Origin of the sequence: Micromonospora sp. NPDC051925, assembly GCF_044548625.1 — a bacterium.
Classification (GTDB): Bacteria; Actinomycetota; Actinomycetes; order Mycobacteriales; family Micromonosporaceae; genus Micromonospora.
The window spans coordinates 88,903-106,276 of sequence record NZ_JBIUCH010000011.1; the positions used below are offsets into that span (position 1 = coordinate 88,903).

Here is a 17,374-nt window from a genome sequence, read left to right on the forward strand (position 1 = left end):
GCGTCGGGTCAGACCTTGGCGAGGCGCTCCAACGCGCCCTGGGCCACCTCGGGCCGGGTGGTGTACCAGAACGGGGGCAGCGAGCGGCGCAGGAACGGGCCGTAGCCGCGCGCCGTCTCCAGCCGCGAGTCGAGGACCGCCACCACCCCCCGGTCGCCGGTGGCCCGGATCAGCCGACCCACGCCCTGGGCCAGCCGGACCGCCGCGATCGGCACGCTGACCGCCGAGAAGCCGGAGCCGCCGCCCGCGTCCACCGCCGCCGCCCGGGCGGCCGCCAACGGCTCGTCCGGGCGGGGGAAGGGGAGCCGGTCGATCACCACCAGTTGGCACGAGTCACCCGGCACGTCCACCCCCTGCCAGAGCGACATCACCCCGAACAGGCAGCTCGACCGCTCCTCCCGGAACCGGCGGACCAGCAACGGCAACGCCTCCTCGCCCTGCAGCAGCACCGGCAGGTCGGTGCGCGCCCGGACCAGCTCTGCGGCCTGCTGCGCGGCCCGTCGGGAGGAGAACAACCCGAGGGTACGACCACCGAGCGCGCCGACCAGCCTCAGCAGCTCCTCGCCGGCAGCCTCGGGCAACCCGGAGACGCTGGGGCGGGGCAGGTGCGCGGCGACGTACAGGATGCCCTGCCGGGCGTAGTCGAACGGTGAGCCGACGTCGAGGGACGACCAGCCCGGTCCCGAGGTGGCCGGCACGACGCCGGTGGCGGCCCGGCTGCCCGGTGTGGTCGCCACCCCGCCGCCCGGCTCGGCGGAGGCGATGCCGGTCGGTGAGCCGCCCGGCACGGCGGCGGTCGACCGGCCGGCAGCGGCGGCGGTGGCCAACGCGGCGGCGGCCGGGGTCGGCGGGGCGGGCGGTGGCGCGTCCAGGCCGAGGGCCCGCGCCACCGTGTCGAACCGGCCGCCCAGCGCCAGGGTCGCCGAGGTGGCGACCACGGTGCGCTCGTCGTACAGGTGGGTGGCGAGGGTGCCGGCGACCGACAGCGGCGCGACCACCAGCGCACGGCGGCTGCCGTTGTCCGGCTTCTCCACCCAGGCCACGTCGTGGTCGGCCTCCTCCAGCAGCCGTTGCGCGGTGGTCGACAACTCGTCCAGCACCGACTTGGCCTGCTGCTTGCGGACCGGGTCCGGGTCGTCGGCCTTGACGTCGCCGATCGCGTCGAGGGCGGCCCGGGTGGCCGCGTCGAGCAGCGTGCACGCCTCGCGCAACGGGCCGGGCAGCCCGCCGGTGAGCCGGCCGGCCGGAGCCTCGGCCAGCCCGACGGCGAGCGCGTCGCCGGCCTCGGTGAGCCGGTCGGCGACGTCCGGCCGCAGCAGCGGCCGGGCCCGCCGGGCGGACCGGTCGATCAGCTCCGGCACCAGCTCGGCCTGGGCGGCCGAGGAGACCCGGTCGGCCAGCTCGTGCGCTTCGTCGACGATCAGCAGCTTGTGCGGTGGGACGATGTGCCGCCCGGCCAGCATGTCCACCGCCAGCAGGCTGTGGTTGGTGACCACCACGTCGGCCTCCCGGGCGCGGGCCCGGGACGCCTCGGCGAAGCACTCCTGGCCGAACGGGCAGCGGGACGCCCCCACGCACTCGCGCGCCGGCATGGAGACCAGTCGCCACGCCTGGTCGTCGACGCCCGGGTCCAGCTCGTCCCGGTCGCCGGTGTCGGTCCTCTCGGCCCAGTCCCGCAGCCGCTGGATCTGCTTGCCCATCCGGCCGGCCTCACCGAGCCACTTCGTCCCACCCCCGGGCCGGGCGGCGGGGGCGTCGAAGAGGGTGTCCTCCGGTTCGTCCTCGGTGGAGTTGTCCAGCCGGGCCAGGCAGAGGTAGTGGTGCCGGCCCTTGAGCACGGCGAAGGTGGGACGGCGGCCGAGCAGCGGCTCGACCGCGTCGGCGAGTCGGGGCAGGTCGTGCTCGACCAGTTGGGACTGCAACGCCAGGGTGGCGGTGGAGACCACCACCGGGCCGTCCACGGTCAGCGCCGGGGCCAGGTAGGCCAGTGACTTGCCGGTGCCGGTGCCCGCCTGCACCAGCAGGTGCTCGCGGGTGCTGACGCTGCGCTCGATCGCCTCGGTCATCTGCTGCTGACCCGGCCGGGTCGCGCCGCCGGGGACCGCGCCGACCGCCGCGGCGAGCAGCTCGGTGCCGCTCGGCCGGCCGCCGCGCCGCCGCCCGGAGCGGGCCGACGGGGTGCTGGGGCCGGCGGCGGTACGGGGCGGAGTCACCGTGCGACGGTACCTGCCGCCGCCGACAGCGGACGCGCCGCTGCCCCCGCGTGGCGCGGTCACCGTGCGGATCGACGCCACTGCTGACCGGTCAGCTCCGTACCGCGACGAGTGGGCGGAATCGGCTAGGGTGCGACTCATGCCGAGCGACACGGTCCGTGTGATCTACCGCAAGTACGACGGTAGTGCCCACCGCGACTACCCGGCCCGCCGGCTGACCGAGGACGACCTCGGGGTGTGGCTGGGCGTGCCCGCCGGTACCGCGTCGGTCTACCATGGCCGGCCCTCGGTGGAGCAGATTCCCTTCGTCCTGTTGGTGCCGCATGCGGCCTGGTGGACGGGCATGTTCAACCCGCCGCCGAGGACCAGCGAGGTCTACTGCGACATCGCCACCCCGGCCCGCTGGGAGGGCGACGACACCGTCCACCTGATCGACCTCGACCTGGACGTGGTACGCCGCCGGACCACCGGCCTGGTGGAGCTGCGCGACGAGGACGAGTTCGCCGAGCACCGGGTCCGGTTCGGCTATCCGGACGACGTGGTGGCCCAGGCGCAGGCGGCGGCGGCCCGGCTGCTCACCGCCCTCGGCGACGGCACCGAGCCGTTCGCCTCGGCGTACCGGAAGTGGCTGGCCCTGGTGGTCTGACCCGGCGGGCCCGGCCTGTCCGGCGCGACCCGGCCCGGTTCCTGGGGTCGGCGGTGGGGTCGGCGGTTCGGCTCACCAGCGTGGGGGCCAAGTGGCATCCGGGTCGAGGTCGGGTAGTTGGTGGAGCTTGTCGGGGTTGAGTTGGTGGAACAGGCCGCTGATCCGCCCGTCGTGGACCGCGAAACCGGTGACCATCCGCAGCAGCCGGCCGTCGGGTTGGACGGTCTCCAGGTGCAGGCCGAGCACCCCGTCCACCAGTACCGGCTCGGCCCGCAGCCGTTGGCCGTAGCGACCGGCCCGACCGAAGAGCCCGAGCAGGAAGCGGGCCACCGGGTCGGCGCCGACGACCGGCCGGCGGGCCGTCGAGAAGTGGCCCCCGCTGTCGCCGATCAGCACCACGTCGGGGGCGAGCACCCGGACCAGCGCGTCGAGGTCGCCCGACTCGGTCGCGGCGGTGAACGCGGCCAGTACCCGACGCTGCTCGGCCGGGTCGGCGGTGTGCCGGGGCGCGTCGGTGGCGGTGACCGCCCGGCGGGCCCGGGAGGCGAGCTGGCGGGCCGCCTCGGGGGTGCTCGACAGCACCTCGGCGATCCGGGCGAACGGCACCGCGAAGACGTCGTGCAGGACGAAGGCGACCCGTTGCTCGGGGCCGAGTCGTTCCAGGACGACCAGCAGGGCGGTGCCGAGCTGGTCGCGCCGGACGGCCCGGTCGGCCGGGTCGGGGGCGAAGCCGTCCGGCCCCGGTACGCCGCCCACCGCGGTGACCAGCGGCTCCGGCAGCCACTGCCCCGGGTACGTCTCCCGCCGGACCCGGGCCGAGCGGAGCACGTCGAGGCAGATCCGGGCGCAGGTGGTGGTGAGCCAGCCGCCCAGGTGCCGGACCTCGGCCCGGCTGTCCGGGTCGGCGAGCGCCCCGGCGTACCGCAGCCAGGTCTCCTGTACGGCGTCCTCCGCCTCGCTGCGGCTGCCCAGCATCCGGTGGGCCACCGCGATCAGCCGTCCGCGTTCGGCCTCGAACTCCGCCACCAGATCCACCGTCACCACGACCCCTCCCCGGGTACGACCGGATTCTCCCCACCCACCGGACGCCCCGCACCGGCGAAACGTGACAGCACCGCCGCTGGGAGGCGGAGGATGCGGTGGTGGGCGAGGATCGGGGGATGCGCGCAGACGAGGAGACGGAGATCGTCGCACCCGAGGGTGGGACGGTACGGCAGTTGTTGCGGGTGCCGTCGGGCGGTGGGCCGGTCGACCTCGGGGCGGTCGATCCCCGCTCCACTCCGGGCCTGCCGGCCGTGACGGGCGGCGGGAAGGACCGTAAGGTCTGGGCCCGGCGGCAGGTCGGGTTGATCGGTGCGGGGCTGGGTCGACAGCAGGAGATGCTGTACGCCACGGCGAAGGCGGCCGGTGGACCGAACGCGCCCGCCTCGGTCCCGTCCACCGGCGGGGCGAGGCTGGGGCGGGGCCGACCGGGTCGGCTGCTGCTGGTGCTCCAGGCGATGGACTGCGGGGGCAAGGACGGCACCGTGAAGCGGGTGGCCGGCGCGATGAACCCGCTCGGCCTGCACATCCGTTCGTTCGGCCCGCCGACCCGGCAGGAGTTGCGGTACGACTTCCTGTGGCGGATCCGCCGGGCGCTGCCCCCGCCCGGGTACGTCGGCGTCTTCAACCGCTCGCACTACGAGGACGTGCTGGTGGCCCGGGTCGACGCCCTGGTGCCGGAGGAGACCTGGCGGGCCCGGTACGACCAGATCAACGCCTTCGAGCGGGAGTTGACCGACGGGGGAGTGACCCTGGTGAAGGTGATGCTGCACATCTCCTCCGACGAGCAGGCGCGGCGGTTGTCGGAGCGGCTGACCGACCCGACGAAGTACTGGAAGTACCAGCCGAGCGACCTCGACTCCCGGGCCCGCTGGGACGACTACCAGGCCGCGTACGCGGAGGCGCTGGGGCGGTGCGACACGGATCGGGCACCCTGGTTCCTGGTGCCGGCGGACCGCAAGTGGTACCGGGACTGGGCGGTGGCGCACCTGCTGCGGGAGACGTTCGAGGGTCTTGATCTGGGGTATCCGGCTGCCGGTTTCGACGTGGAACGGGAGCGCCAGCGGTTGTCGAACAGCGGCGGAAGCGGCCGAGGTGAACAGCAGGTGAACGGGCGGTGAATCGGGTCTGACCAGGGGTGGGCCGCTTAGGGCACACACAGGTGGAGTACCTAGCATGCATCAGCGGACGCCCCCTGGGGCGGCGGCCACCCTTCCACCGACACGACGAGGTCCGTGCTGTGAAGTTTTCCTTCCGTCCCACCGAGGGCGCCTTCTACGAGCTTTTCACCAGGGCGGCGCAGAACCTGGTGAAGGGCACTGCGCTACTCAACGAGCTGGCCCTGCCCGGCGTCGACGTGCAGTCGGTGAGCGAACGGCTGACCGAGGTCGAGCACGACAGCGACCAGATCACCCACGATCTCTACAAGAAGATCAACTCCACCTTCATCACCCCGTTCGACCGGGAGGACATCTACCGGCTGGGCTCGTTGCTCGACGACGTGATGGACCACCTGGAGGCCGTCGGCAACCTGCTCTACCTCTACGGCCTCACCAAGCTTCCGGCGCTCCCGCGCGAGCTGCACGAGCTGGTGAACGTCCTCGACCTGCAGGCCAAGCTGACCGCCGAGGCGATGCCCCGGCTCAAGTCGATGAAGGACCTCGAGGACTACTGGATCGAGTGCAACCGGCTGGAGAACGACGGTGACCAGGCGTACCGGATGCTGCTGGTCCGGCTCTTCTCCGGCGAGTACGACGCACTGACCGTGCTGAAGATGAAGGAGGTCGCCGACGAGCTGGAGGCCGCCTGCGACGCCTTCGAGCACGTGGCGAACACAGTCGAGACCATCACGGTCAAGGAGTCCTGAGCCCGTGACTCCCGAACTCATCGCCGTGCTGGCGGTGATCGTCGCCGCCATGGCGTTCGACTACACGAACGGCTTTCACGACGCGGCGAACGCGATCGCCACCAGCGTCTCGACCCGGGCGCTGACCCCCCGGATCGCCCTGCTGCTGGCCGCCGTCGGCAACTTCGTCGGCGCGCACTTCGGCGCCGGGGTGGCCAAGACGGTCGGCGACGGTCTGGTCACCCTCCCGACCGGGGTGGGCAGCCTGGGGGTGGTCTTCGCCGGGGTGCTCGGCGCGATCGCCTGGAACCTGATCACCTGGTACTTCGGCCTGCCGTCGTCGTCCTCGCACGCGCTCTTCGGCGGCCTGGTCGGGGCGACCCTGCTGTCCACCGGCGGCATCGTGCAGTGGGCCACCATCGGCCAGAAGGTCATCCTGCCGATGGTGCTCTCGCCGATCATCGGCCTCACCCTCGGTTACCTGTTGATGCTGGCCATCCTGTGGGGCTTCCGCAAGGGGCAGCCGGGCAAGCTCAACCGGGGCTTCCGCTGGGCGCAGACCGCCTCGGCGGCGGCCATGTCGGTCGGTCATGGCATGCAGGACGCCGCGAAGACCATGGGCATCATCGTGCTGGCCCTCTACACCGGCGGCTTCCAGTCCGACAAGACGCACATCCCCGGCTGGGTGTTCTGGACCACGGCGACCATGCTGGCGCTGGGCACGTACTCGGGCGGCTGGCGGATCATCCGGACCCTCGGTCGCAAGATCATTGACCTGGGCCCGCCGGAGGGCTTCGCCGCCGAGACGGTGGCCAGCGCGGTGCTCTACTTCAACGCACTGGTGCTCAAGGCTCCGATCTCCACCACCCACACGATCACCTCGGCGATCATGGGGGTGGGCGCGACCAAGCGGCTCTCCGCGGTCCGCTGGAACGTGGCCGGCAACATCGTGATCGCCTGGGTCATCACCTTCCCGGCCGCCGCGCTGATCGCCTGCCTGACCTACCTGGTGGTCCGCCCGTTGTTCTGAGCTGTGCCGGGCGGGCAGCCCGTTCCGGTCGGGGAAGGGCACCTCGTCACCGCCTCGCGCGGGAACGGGGTGCCCTTCCCGACCACTCAGGCGTAGTCGACCCCGATGCGGGCCCGGATGTCGTCCAGCAGGGCCATCACCTCCAGCGTGACGGCGTGCGGCACCAGCGGGCTCTCGGTCAGCCCGGCTGCCAGGCAGCGCTGCACCTCGGCGGCCTCGTACTGGTAGCCGCCGCCGGCCGGATCGTCGGTGAGCGTCTCCGGCTCGGCGTCGGCCCGGTGCAGCACCGCCGAGCCGGGGCGGAAGAACGGCTCGGGCAGTTCGATCCGGCCGGTGGTGCCGGTGATCGCGGCGGTCAGCGGGGTCGCCCCGACCATCCCGCAGCTCAGCGTGGCGACCGCACCCGAGTCGTACCCGAAGATGATGCCGGTGTTCTCGTCCACCCCCTCCGGGCCGAGCTTGGCCCAGGCGTGTACGTGCTGCGGCACGCCGAGCAGCAGGTGGGCCAGGCTCACCGGGTAGACGCCCAGGTCCAGCAGGGCCCCGCCGCCGAGGGCCGGGTTACGCATCCGGTGCTCCGGCGGGAACGGCCCGGCCACCCCGAAGTCGGCCCGGACGCCGGTCACCTCGCCGATCGCCCCGGCCCGGACCAGTTCGACCAGGCGCAGGATCAGCGGGTTGCACCGCATCCACATGGCCTCCATCAGGAAGACCCCACGGGCTCGGGCCAGGTCGACCAGTTCGGTACTGGTGGCCAGATCGAGGGTGAACGGCTTCTCCAGCAGCACCGCCCGGCCGGACTCCAGGCAGACCCGGGCGGCCTCGTGGTGGGCGGCGTGCGGGGTGGCCACGTAGATCGCGTCCAACTCGTCGTCTGCGGCCAGGTCGGCCCACGAGCCGTACGCCCGGGTCGCACCGTAACGGGCGGCGAACCGCTCGGCGCTCTCCGCCGTACGTGAGCCGACCGCGACCAGCTCGGCCCCGGGCACCAGCCGTAGATCCTCGGCGAACCGGCCGGCGATGTGGCCGGTGGACAGAATCCCCCAACGTGTCATGCATTCACGCTAACCCGCCCCCCACTCCCCGCTCACCCCCTGCCCGCTGCCCGTCGCCTGCTGCCTGCCGCCCGCTAGTTCTCTGCCGCCTGCTCCCCGCCGGCCGCTGACGGGCGGCTGACGGGCCGGCTGCTGACGGGCCGGTCGGTCCGTTCGGCGGGGCTAGTCTCGGCGCATGACGATCGACAGCTCCGGTTTCCCCGCCCCACCGGCCCTGGTCGAGCACGCCCGCCGGTTCCAGGCCGAGGGCGGCACGCCGGCGCCGCCCCGGGTCGCGGCCACGGTGCTGCTGCTCCGCCCGGCCGGCAGCGACTTCGAGGTGTACGTCATCCGCCGGGTCGCCGCGATGGCCTTCGGTGGGGTGTACGCCTTCCCCGGCGGCGGCGTCGACCCGTCGGACTCCGAGGCGCATCTGGACTGGGCCGGCCCTGACCCGTTGGCCTGGGCCGGTCGGCTGGGGGTCGCGCCCCCGGCCGCGCAGGCCGTGGTGTGTGCCGCCGCGCGGGAGGTCTTCGAGGAGGCCGGGGTGCTGTTGGCCGGCCCCGACACCGGCACGGTGGTGGGCGACGTCAGCGGCGACGACTGGGAGACCGCGCGGCAGGATCTGGAGGCACGGCGGCGGGGCTTCGCCGGGCTGCTCGCCGAGCGGAAGCTCACCCTCCGATCCGACCTGCTGCTGCCGTGGAGCCGATGGATCACCCCGGAGTTCGAGCCGCGCCGCTTCGACACGTACTTCTTCGTGGCCCTGCTGCCCGAGGGGCAGCGGACCCGGGACGTCTCCGGCGAGGCCGACCACACCATGTGGGTCCGCCCGACGGACGCCCTGGCCCGCGCGCAGGCCGGTGAGCTGACCATGCTCCCGCCCACCCTGGTCACCCTGGCCGAGGTGATCGCCGCCGGTGACCTGTCCGATGTGGCCCGCGCCTCGGCCACCCGGGACGCCGCGACCCCGGTGACCCCTCGCCTCCACCTGCCCGAGGACGGCACCCCCCACTTCACCCTCGCCTGACTCCCACTTCACCCTCGCCTGACTCCCACTTCACCCTCGCCTGCCCCCACTTCACCCTCGGTTGGCCCCCTGCACCCTCGGTTGGCCCCACCTCCGTCCCGGGTGGGGCTGCGCGGTGCCCTTCCATTCGGGTGGGGCTGCGCGGTGCCCTTCCATTCGGGCGGGGCTGCGCGGTGCCCTCGGGCTGAGCCTGTCGGCTCTGCCCGCCCGGCGGTCCCTCGGGTCGGTCGGCGCCCTGTCGTCTGTGTTGCGGGGCCTGTCGGGTCCACCCCCACCCATGTCTCTCACCGATCCTGTGGAGCTGATGACGTTAGCGATTCGCGGGCTTGCCGAGCGCCTGAGTCGTCTACGTCATCAGCTCCACAGGATCCGGAAGGGCTTACTGGGACCCGCCGGTTCCCCACCGCCTTGCCAGTCGCCTGGCCAGTCCGCGGTGCGGCCCGGTCCGGTGTGGCGCGGCGTGGCCCGGTCCGGTCCGGTCCGGTCCGGTGCGGTGCGGTGTGGCCCGGTTCGGTGCGGTGCGGCGCGGCGTGGTCCGGTGCGGTGTGGCGCGGTGCGGTCGGCCGGTCGGCGGTCGAGCCACCGCGAGCCACGTGCCAGCCCTGGCGGGCCACGCGCTGCCGGTCACCCGATTCGGCAACGATCGTCCCGTGCGGGGGCGACGCGGGCGCCGGGCCGGCGGTGGCCTCGGGCGGCCAGCTGCACGCCCCTGCGCGGCGTGGACCTGCCCGAGCAGGAGAAGCCCCGCGAGCGCGGCGATCAGGCCCGCGCGAACGGCCCCGATCGCACCAGCGAATCCCGCAGCTCGCGCAGCGAGGCTGCGGGCCAGCAAGCCGCGGGCCAGCAAGCCGCGGGCCAGCAAGCCGCGGGCCAGCAAGCCGCGGGCCAGCGCGCCGCCGGGCCAGCGGGTCAGCGCAGCGAGGCAGTGAGGCAGCGAGGCCGCGGGGCAGCGGATCGGGGAACCCGGTGAGCCGGGCGGGAGAGAGGGTCAGCCGAAACGGCCGGTGATGTAGTCCTCGGTCTTCTTCTGGCTGGGGTTGCTGAAGATCTTCTGGGTGTTGTCGTACTCGATGAGGCGGCCCGGGTCGCCGGTCTTCTCGATGGAGAAGAAGGCGGTGCGGTCGGAGACGCGGGCTGCCTGCTGCATGTTGTGGGTGACGATGATGATGGTGAACTTGTCCTTGAGCTGGAACATCAGGTCCTCGATGGCCAGCGTCGAGATCGGGTCCAGCGCCGAGCAGGGTTCGTCCATCAGCACCACCTGCGGCTCGACCGCGATGGTGCGGGCGATGCAGAGCCGCTGCTGCTGGCCACCGGACAGGCCCGCGCCGGGCTTGCCGAGGCGGTCCTTGACCTCGTCCCACAGGTTCGCCGAGCGGAGCGCCCGCTCGGCCGCCTCGTCCAGGATGGACTTCTTGCGGACCCCGTTGAGCCGCAGGCCGGCCACCACGTTCTCGAAGATGCTCATGGTGGGGAACGGGTTGGGGCGCTGGAACACCATGCCGATCATGCGGCGGACGGCGGTCACGTCGACGTCCCGGTGGTAGACGTCCTGACCGTCGATGGTCAGGCTGCCCTCGACCCGGGCGCCCGGCAGCACCTCGTGCATCCGGTTGATCGACCGCAGGAAGGTCGACTTGCCACAGCCGGACGGGCCGATCAGGGCGGTGACCGTCTTCGGCTCGACCGTCAGGTTGATGTTCTCGATCGCCTTGAAGCCGCCGTAGTAGGCGGTCACGTCGGTGGCATCGATGCGCTTGGCCATGGTGGTACCTCCGGTGTTCATCGGCTGAGCCGGTTGCGACGGGCCAGCAACTTCGCGGCGACGGTCAGGACAAGGACGAGGACGACCAGGGTCAGGGCCGCGGTCCAGGCCCGTGCCGGCGAGTACTTCGACGCCTCGCCGGCCTGCTGGTAGACGAAGAGAGCCAGTGACGACTGGTTGTTCTCGAACGGGTTGAAGTTGATCGCCGCGCCACCGCCGGCGACGAGCAGCACCGGGGCGGTCTCCCCGGCGGCCCGCGCGATGGAGAGCATGACGCCGGTGACGATGCCGGGCAGCGCGGTGGGCAGCACCACCCGCAGGATGGTCTTCCACTTCGGGACGCCGAGGGCGTACGCGCCCTCCCGCAGCGGTGCGGGGACCAGTCGCAGCATCTCCTCGGTGGAGCGGACCACCGTCGGCAGCATCAGCACGCTCAGCGCCAGCGCGGCGGCGAAGCCGGAGAAGCTCGGCCGACCGTCGTTGAACCACGGCGACACGATCAGCACCCAGAAAGCCAGCACGAACAGGCCGGTGACGATGGACGGGATGCCGGTCATCACGTCGACGAAGAACCGGATGATGAAGGCGAACCGGCCACGCCCGTACTCGACGATGTAGATCGCGCAGAGCACCCCGAGCGGGACGGTGATCGCGGTGGCGATGCCGACCTGCTCCAGCGTGCCGACGATGGCGTGGTAGGCACCGCCGTTGGCGTCCCGGGCCCCGATGTTGTTCATCGAGCTGCCGAAGAAGTTGCCGTCCAACCGTGCGGTGCCCTTGCTGACCAGGGTCCACACCACCGACGCCAACGGCAGTACGGCCAGCACGAAGGCGGAGTGGATCAGGGCGCTCCAGACCCGGTTGCGGGCCGACCGGCGGCCCTCCACCGCGTTCGCGGCGGCGAAGAGGCCGGCCAGGTAGAACAGCGCGCCGAGCACCACGACCAGGACCGGGCCGCCGAGGTCGACGCCGTAGACGAGGCCGGCGGCGACCAGCAGCGCCAGCACCGCGATGACGGGGGCGGCGTACCCGGGCAGCCGCTTGGCCCGCAGGTTCACCGGCTGGGCCGGCGGGCGGGAACGGTGTGAGGTGAGCGTGGTGGTCATGCGGCCGACTCCGTGAACTCGCGGCGGCGGTAGATGATCGCCCGCGCGGTGATGTTGACGATCAACGTGATCGCGAAGAGCACCAGGCCGGAGGCGATGAGCGCGCCCCGGCCGGTGTCGTTGGCCTCCGCGAAGCGGTTGGCGATGTTCGCGGCGATGCTGTTGCCGCCGTTCTGCAGGATGTTGAACGAGATGGCGTACGTCGAGCCGAGGGTCAGCGCGAGGGCGATGGTCTCGCCGAGCGCGCGGCCGAGGCCGAGCATGACGGCGGCGATGATGCCCGGCCGGCCGTACGGCAGCACCGCCGTGCGCAGCATCTCCCAGCGGGTGGCGCCCAGCGCGAGGGCGGCCTCCTCGTTGGCGGTCGGGGTCTGAAGGAAGATCTCCCGGGAGAGCGACGTGATGATCGGCAACACCATGATCGCCAGGACGAGCGAACCGAGCAGGATCGAGTTGCCGTACGGACCGTCGCCGAAGATCGGGAGCCAACCGAAGTAGGTGTTCAGCCAGGCCGAGAGGTCGGCTACCGGGCCGGCGAAGAAGTCCCGGCCCCAGAGGCCGAAGACCACGCTGGGTACGGCGGCCAGCAGGTCGATCACGAAGGCCAGCCCGGTGCCGAGCCGGCGCGGCGCGTAGTGGGACAGGTAGAGGGCGATGCCCAGTGCCACCGGCACCGCGATCAGCAGCGCCAGCAGGGCGGTGAGCAGGGTGCCGAAGGCGAGCGCGCCGATGCCGAACGTGGGTGGGTCGTCGTTGGGGAACCAGCCCTCGAAGGTCCAGAAGTTCGCACTGTTGGCCTGTAGTGCCGGCACGGCCTTGGCGATCAGGAAGACCGCGATCGCCACGATGACGACCAGCACGGTGACGCCGGCCGCCAGGGTCAGGCCACGGAAGGCCCGCTCCGCGCCGAACGCACGGGCCCGGGGCAGCCCGCCGCCTCCGCCCAGACCGTGATCGTCATCGGGGGTACGGGTGCTGACTGATACCTCGGCCACACGCGCCGAGGCACCGGCGGACCGCTCGTGACCTGGGGTCACGGGGTGTCCGCCGGTGCCGGCGTGTGCCGAGCGGTGAGGGGTTTCACCCATCTGCTCGCTCGCTTCGACTTGAGGAGGTGATGTCGCTCGGGATGGTCAGGCGAGGTTCTTGACTGCGGCCTCGACCTTGGTCCGGATCGAGTCCGGCAGCGGGGCGTAGCCCAGCTCGACCAGGTCGGCCTGGCCCTCGGCGCTGGCGGCGTGGCCCAGCAGACCCTTGATCAGCGGCAGCTTGTCGGCGGCGATGCCCTTGCTGCAGACGATCTCGTAGGTCACCAGGACGATCGGGTACGCCCCGGCCTCCTTGGTGCTGTAGTCGATCGACATCTTGAGGTCGTCGCCCTGGCCTTCGATCTTGGCTCCGGCGATGGTCTTGCCGGCCGACTCGGCGGTCAGCTCGGTGTACTCGCCGGCCCCGTTCTGCACCTTGGCCTTCTTCAGGCCGGAGTTTTCGGCGTACGACCACTCGACGTAGCTGATCGTGCCCTCGGTGCTCTTGACCTTGGCGGCGACCCCGTCGGACTTGGCGGCGCCGAGGCCACCGGGGGCCTTCCACGCCTTGTTGTTGCCGAAGGTCCAGTCCGTCGCGGCGGTCTTCGACAGGTACTTGGTAAAGTTGTCGGTGGTGCCCGACTCGTCGGAGCGGTGCACCGTCTGGATCGTGGTGGCCGGGAGCTTGGCGTCCGGGTTGTCGGCCTTGATGGCCGGGTCGTCCCACTTGGTGACCTTGCCGGCGAAGATCTGCGCGAGGGTGGCCGGCTTGACCTGGAGGTTCTCCACGCCGCCGAGGTTGTAGACGACCGCGACCGGGCCGATCACCATCGGCAGGTTGAGTGCCGCGCCGCCGGCGCACTTGGCGTCGGCCTGCGGCTGCTCCTCCGGCTTGAGGGCGGAGTCGGAACCGGCGAAGTCGGCGGTGCCGGCGATGAACGCCTGGATGCCCGCCCCGGAGCCGGAACCCTCGTAGTTGATCGTGGTGCCCGAACACTTCTGCTGGTACGCCTTGATCCACTCAGCCATGGCGTTCTTCTGCGCGGAGGAGCCCTGCGCGTTCAGGGTGCCCTTGCCGCAGTCCGCCGCGCTGGCCGAACCGGAGGCGGAGGTGCTGGCCGGCTCGTTGTTGTCCGAGCCGCAAGCGCTGAGGCCGAGGACCGCAGTAAGAGCGAGGCAGGCAATGGCGCCGTGCCGCTGGAGCTTCACCTGAGGGGTTTCCCTTCACGTCTTTGGTCAGGTCGCCCGGATGGGGCCCGAGTGCCGGCGCTGACCGGCTGACACGAAAGCTAGAAGTGCCAGGTAGACGGTTCGCCCGTCGGAAGTGAACGGAGCATGAACAGCCACGGCCGGAAAGGTGACCGCTACCTGAGTGAGGGTTGTCCGTTAGGTGAACTGCCGTCCGGGTATCCGCATTGATGCGATATATCCGGGCAGGCGTTATCCCGGCGAGGCCCTGCCGTTATCGCACGGTGACCGGCCGCGGCCGGCGAGATCGCCGGATTCGGTGGCGGCGGCCCTGCCGTTGTCGCACGGGTGACCGGCCGCCCACCGGGCCGGTCCCCGGTGAACGCGGCCTCCGCGCCGGGCCGGCTCGCCGGCCCGGAGGAGTCAGCCCAGGTGGTAGTTGACGTGCCCGCACCAACGGGCGAAACCGAGTCGTTCGTAGAGCGACACGGCAGCGGTGTTCGACTCGTCCACGTAGAGCATCACCCGGTCCAGCCCGCGCCGGTCCCGCAGGTACGCCAACCCTGCGGTGGTGAGCGCCCGGCCCAGGCCGCCACCGTGCGCGGTCGGGTCCACCCCCACCACGTAGACCTCGCCGATCCGGGCCGAGCCGGGCCGTTCGTGCACCTTGGTCCAGTGGAATCCGAGCAGCCGTCCGCCCGGGGACTCGACGGCGAGCAGGAAACCGGCCGGGTCGAACCACGGCTCGGCCAGCCGGGCCCGCAGGTCGTCGGTGGTCCACCGGCCCTGTTCGGGGTGCTCGGCGAAGGCGCGGGCATTGAGGTCGAGCCAGGCGTCGTCGTCCTCGCCGGGGCGGAAGGCGCGCAGCGTCACCCCGTCCGGCAGGCGTGGCGGCGGCACCGCCTCGGTCAACGGCCGGCGTAGCTGCCAGAGCACCCGGGCCCGGTCGAAGCCGAGGTCGACCGCGATGGCCGCAGCGGACGGGTGGTCGCCGTGCGCCCAGGCCCGCAGCGGGCCGGAGGCCGCCGCGAGGACGCCCCGGGCGAGCGCCCGCCCGGTGCCCCGCCGCCGGAAACCGGGGTGGACCACCAACTCCACCCCGACCCCGGACGTCGGGTCGGTGGTGTCCAGATGGGCGTACCCGGTGAGGGTTCCGTCGGTGGCTCGGGCGGTCAGGTGCCGGGCCGGCGCCTGCGGGTCGCGCAGCCGCAGCAGGGTGTGCTCGTCGAAGGGGTCCGCGCCGTCGGTGTCGCCCGCGAGCCGGGCCAGGACCAGCACCTCCGCGACCTCGTCCGAGGAGAGTCGGTCCGTCCGGGCCACCCGGTCGATCGTCGGTTCGCCGCTGCTCATCGGATCACCGTAGTCGGCGCGGGCCGCCGCCGCGCCCGACCGGCGCAGGTGGTGCCGTCGGCGGCAGCGGCTCTGCCCGCCGGGCTGGCGCAGGTGGTGCCGACAGCGGCAGCGGCTCCGCTCCGCCCGGCCGGCTCAGGTGGCCCCGTTGACCGGCAGCGCCTCCAGCCGGAACCGGCTGATCAGGTCGGGCAGCATTCGGCGCAGGGCGTCCACGGTGCCCTGCCGGTCGCCGCCGGCGTCGTGCATGAGCACGATCGCGCCCGGTCCGGTGTCCCGAGTGACCGCCGAGGTGATCTTCGCAGCACCGGGCACCTGCCAGTCGTTGGTGTCGACGGTCCAGTGCAGCGGGGTCATCCCCAGCCCTTCGGCGACCGACACCACCGGGTACGTCCACTCCCCGCCGGGCTGCCGGAAGTAGCTGACCCGGGCGTCCGGCACGGCGGCGTGGATGGCGTCGTTGGTCCGGACCAGGTCGGCCCGGATCAGGGCGGTGGATCGCTTCCCGAGCAGCACGTCGTGGTGCCACGAGTGGTTGCAGAGGGTGTGCCCGTCGTTCACGATCGCCCGGACCAGGTCCGGATAGTCCTGGGCGTTCTCGCCGACCACGCAGAACGTCGCCTTGATCCCGTACGCGCGGAGCACCTCCAGCACCTGCGGCGTGTACGTCGGGTCCGGCCCGTCGTCGAAGGTCAGTGCGACCTCGGGGGTGCCGGTGCTGGCGTGGCTGCCGAACGGACCGTCGCCTCCGGCGGCCGGCTGCGCGGCGTCCGGGTCCGCGCCGGGGGTCGCGCCGCCGGGGGACGTGCCGTCGGGGGTCGTGCCGCCGGGAGTGGCACCGCCGGGGCGGGTGCCGTCCGGGTTGGCCGGCGGGGCGGCCGGGTCGGCGGGCTGGTCGCCGTACTGGGCACTGTCGACCGGTGCCGACGCGCCGGTGGAGTGGCGGGGCGGGTCGGGGACCATGCTGCGACCGAGCGCGTACGCGGACCCCAGCAGGGCGGCCAGCACCAGCGTGACGACGCCGACGGTCGACCGGGCGCGCATCAGCGCCACCACCGGTCCGGATCGCGGGACGGCCCTCTCGTCGCCCCCGTGGTCAGTGCACGCACCGTCGCCCCCTTCGCCCTGCTGATTCCGGCAGTAACGATAGAGCCGGCAACAGGCACAAAAGGGGCGTATCGGAAATAATCCTTCGAGGGGGCGGTGTTGCCCCCCGAGATCAGACCGGCAGTGGCGCGGGCTCGGACTCCGGCAGCGACCGGGACGTCGGCGGGACCACGAACTTGTAGCCCACCTGACGGACCGTGCCGATCATCGATTCGTACTCCGAGCCGAGCTTCGCCCGCAGCCGTCGGACGTGCACGTCCACCGTGCGGGTGCCACCGAAGTAGTCGTAGCCCCAGACCTCGCGGAGCAACTGGTCCCGGGTGAACACCCGGCCCGGGTGCTGGGCCAGGAACTTCAGCAGCTCGAACTCCTTGTAGGTGAGGTCGAGCGGCCGACCCTTCAGCTTCGCCGCGTAGGTGTCCGGGTCGATGTTCAGCTCGCCGGCCCGGATCGAGCCACCGGCCCCGGAGGTGGCGTTGCTCAGCCGGCCCACCGCGAGTCGCAGGCGGGCCTCCACCTCGGCCGGGCCCGCCCCGGCCAGGATCACGTCGTCCACGCCCCAGTCGGCGTTCAGGGCGATCAGGCCGGCCTCGGTGACCACCGCGACCAGCGGCACGCCCAGGCCGGTGGCGTGCAACATCCGGCAGGTGGCACGGGCCTCGCTCAACTCCGACCGGGCGTCGACCAGCACCGCGTCCGGGCTGGGCCCGGAGATCAGGGTGCGGACGTCACGCGGTGCGGTACGGACCGAATGCGGCAACAGGTCGAGTGCCGGCAGCACCGCCGAGGGCTCACCTGCACGCGCGGTCACCAGCAGCAGGAGCTCCACACGATCACCTCCGTCCCGGCGGCTCTATGGCCGCGCGCGACCAGCTGTCCCGCCGGTGGGCGGGGCGCTGAGAACTTGCGTGGGTCCCGGCGTCGCTGACGGGCGGGTAACGGCTTGAGCGTAACCGATTGCTCCAGTGTTACCCCGGCGTCCTTTCCTGT

Annotated in this window: 15 protein-coding genes; 5 read left to right on the forward strand and 10 right to left on the reverse strand. The window is 72.4% G+C overall.

Annotated elements, in window-relative coordinates:
• Positions 1 to 8: 8 nt before the first annotated feature.
• Complete coding sequence (locus ACIG87_RS16735) at positions 9 to 2,294, reverse strand: ATP-dependent DNA helicase (RefSeq protein ID WP_396851398.1); 2,286 nt, start codon at positions 2,292 to 2,294, stop codon at positions 9 to 11.
• Between the two features lie 58 nt (positions 2,295 to 2,352).
• Here ACIG87_RS16735 and ACIG87_RS16740 point away from each other — a divergent pair, with 58 nt between their 5' ends.
• Complete coding sequence (locus ACIG87_RS16740; RefSeq protein ID WP_396851399.1) at positions 2,353 to 2,859, forward strand: DUF402 domain-containing protein; 507 nt, start codon at positions 2,353 to 2,355, stop codon at positions 2,857 to 2,859.
• A 72-nt stretch (positions 2,860 to 2,931) separates the two neighbouring features.
• Here the strand turns inward: ACIG87_RS16740 and sigJ are convergent, their stop codons facing one another.
• The gene (gene sigJ / locus ACIG87_RS16745; RefSeq protein ID WP_396851400.1) at positions 2,932 to 3,903 is read right to left on the reverse strand and encodes an RNA polymerase sigma factor SigJ; all 972 of its coding nucleotides are present in this window, start codon (positions 3,901 to 3,903) and stop codon (positions 2,932 to 2,934) included.
• A 116-nt stretch (positions 3,904 to 4,019) separates the two neighbouring features.
• On the opposite strand from sigJ, the gene ACIG87_RS16750 reads away from it, so the two are divergent.
• From ACIG87_RS16750 to ACIG87_RS16760, 3 genes are all read left to right on the forward strand, one after another.
• Positions 4,020 to 5,021 carry a PPK2 family polyphosphate kinase gene (locus ACIG87_RS16750; protein WP_396851401.1) on the forward strand — a complete coding sequence of 334 codons (1,002 nt, stop codon included), beginning with the start codon at positions 4,020 to 4,022 and terminating at the stop codon, positions 5,019 to 5,021.
• A gap of 119 nt (positions 5,022 to 5,140) precedes the next feature.
• Positions 5,141 to 5,767: a DUF47 domain-containing protein gene (locus ACIG87_RS16755; protein WP_396851402.1), complete on the forward strand. Its 627-nt coding sequence runs from the start codon at positions 5,141 to 5,143 to the stop codon at positions 5,765 to 5,767.
• Positions 5,768 to 5,771: 4 nt separating this feature from the next.
• Positions 5,772 to 6,776, forward strand: a complete 1,005-nt coding sequence (locus ACIG87_RS16760; protein WP_396851403.1) for an anion permease — start codon at positions 5,772 to 5,774, stop codon at positions 6,774 to 6,776.
• Positions 6,777 to 6,862: 86 nt separating this feature from the next.
• Here ACIG87_RS16760 and ACIG87_RS16765 read toward each other — a convergent pair whose 3' ends face one another.
• Positions 6,863 to 7,831 (reverse strand): Gfo/Idh/MocA family protein, encoded by a 969-nt coding sequence (locus ACIG87_RS16765; protein WP_396851404.1) that lies wholly within the window; start codon positions 7,829 to 7,831, stop codon positions 6,863 to 6,865.
• A gap of 175 nt (positions 7,832 to 8,006) precedes the next feature.
• Here ACIG87_RS16765 and ACIG87_RS16770 point away from each other — a divergent pair, with 175 nt between their 5' ends.
• The gene (locus ACIG87_RS16770; RefSeq protein WP_396851405.1) at positions 8,007 to 8,840 is read left to right on the forward strand and encodes an NUDIX hydrolase; all 834 of its coding nucleotides are present in this window, start codon (positions 8,007 to 8,009) and stop codon (positions 8,838 to 8,840) included.
• A gap of 988 nt (positions 8,841 to 9,828) precedes the next feature.
• Here the strand turns inward: ACIG87_RS16770 and pstB are convergent.
• The 7 genes from pstB to ACIG87_RS16805 all read right to left on the reverse strand — a co-directional run bounded on the left by pstB (position 9,829) and on the right by ACIG87_RS16805 (position 17,213).
• The gene (gene pstB / locus ACIG87_RS16775) at positions 9,829 to 10,605 is read right to left on the reverse strand and encodes a phosphate ABC transporter ATP-binding protein PstB (RefSeq protein WP_091242519.1); all 777 of its coding nucleotides are present in this window, start codon (positions 10,603 to 10,605) and stop codon (positions 9,829 to 9,831) included.
• 17 nt (positions 10,606 to 10,622) lie between these two features.
• Positions 10,623 to 11,711 (reverse strand): phosphate ABC transporter permease PstA, encoded by a 1,089-nt coding sequence (gene pstA, locus ACIG87_RS16780; protein WP_396851406.1) that lies wholly within the window; start codon positions 11,709 to 11,711, stop codon positions 10,623 to 10,625.
• Positions 11,708 to 12,799 carry a phosphate ABC transporter permease subunit PstC gene (gene pstC, locus ACIG87_RS16785; protein ID WP_396851407.1) on the reverse strand — a complete coding sequence of 364 codons (1,092 nt, stop codon included), beginning with the start codon at positions 12,797 to 12,799 and terminating at the stop codon, positions 11,708 to 11,710. The genes pstA and pstC overlap by 4 nt, the downstream gene beginning before the upstream one ends.
• A gap of 45 nt (positions 12,800 to 12,844) precedes the next feature.
• Positions 12,845 to 13,948 carry a phosphate ABC transporter substrate-binding protein PstS gene (gene pstS / locus ACIG87_RS16790; protein WP_396851408.1) on the reverse strand — a complete coding sequence of 368 codons (1,104 nt, stop codon included), beginning with the start codon at positions 13,946 to 13,948 and terminating at the stop codon, positions 12,845 to 12,847.
• Between the two features lie 402 nt (positions 13,949 to 14,350).
• Positions 14,351 to 15,277 (reverse strand): mycothiol synthase, encoded by a 927-nt coding sequence (gene mshD / locus ACIG87_RS16795; RefSeq protein ID WP_396851409.1) that lies wholly within the window; start codon positions 15,275 to 15,277, stop codon positions 14,351 to 14,353.
• Between the two features lie 135 nt (positions 15,278 to 15,412).
• A complete protein-coding gene (locus ACIG87_RS16800; RefSeq protein WP_396851410.1) occupies positions 15,413 to 16,321 on the reverse strand; it encodes a polysaccharide deacetylase family protein in 909 nt (302 codons plus the stop codon).
• Positions 16,322 to 16,496: 175 nt separating this feature from the next.
• Positions 16,497 to 17,213 (reverse strand): winged-helix domain-containing protein, encoded by a 717-nt coding sequence (locus tag ACIG87_RS16805; protein ID WP_396851411.1) that lies wholly within the window; start codon positions 17,211 to 17,213, stop codon positions 16,497 to 16,499.
• Positions 17,214 to 17,374: the final 161 nt, after the last annotated feature.

Excerpts from the sequence above, each read along its gene's own strand:
- ACIG87_RS16740 (WP_396851399.1), top strand. The coding sequence starts at position 2,353 with ATGCCGAGCGACACGGTCCGTGTGATCTACCGCAAGTACGACGGTAGT.
- ACIG87_RS16750 (WP_396851401.1), top strand. The coding sequence starts at position 4,020 with ATGCGCGCAGACGAGGAGACGGAGATCGTCGCACCCGAGGGTGGGACG.
- ACIG87_RS16765 (WP_396851404.1), bottom strand. The coding sequence starts at position 7,831 with ATGACACGTTGGGGGATTCTGTCCACCGGCCACATCGCCGGCCGGTTC.
- ACIG87_RS16770 (WP_396851405.1), top strand. The coding sequence starts at position 8,007 with ATGACGATCGACAGCTCCGGTTTCCCCGCCCCACCGGCCCTGGTCGAG.
- pstB (WP_091242519.1), bottom strand. The coding sequence starts at position 10,605 with ATGGCCAAGCGCATCGATGCCACCGACGTGACCGCCTACTACGGCGGC.
- pstA (WP_396851406.1), bottom strand. The coding sequence starts at position 11,711 with ATGACCACCACGCTCACCTCACACCGTTCCCGCCCGCCGGCCCAGCCG.
- pstC (WP_396851407.1), bottom strand. The coding sequence starts at position 12,799 with ATGGGTGAAACCCCTCACCGCTCGGCACACGCCGGCACCGGCGGACAC.
- mshD (WP_396851409.1), bottom strand. The coding sequence starts at position 15,277 with ATGAGCAGCGGCGAACCGACGATCGACCGGGTGGCCCGGACGGACCGA.
- ACIG87_RS16800 (WP_396851410.1), bottom strand. The coding sequence starts at position 16,321 with ATGCGCGCCCGGTCGACCGTCGGCGTCGTCACGCTGGTGCTGGCCGCC.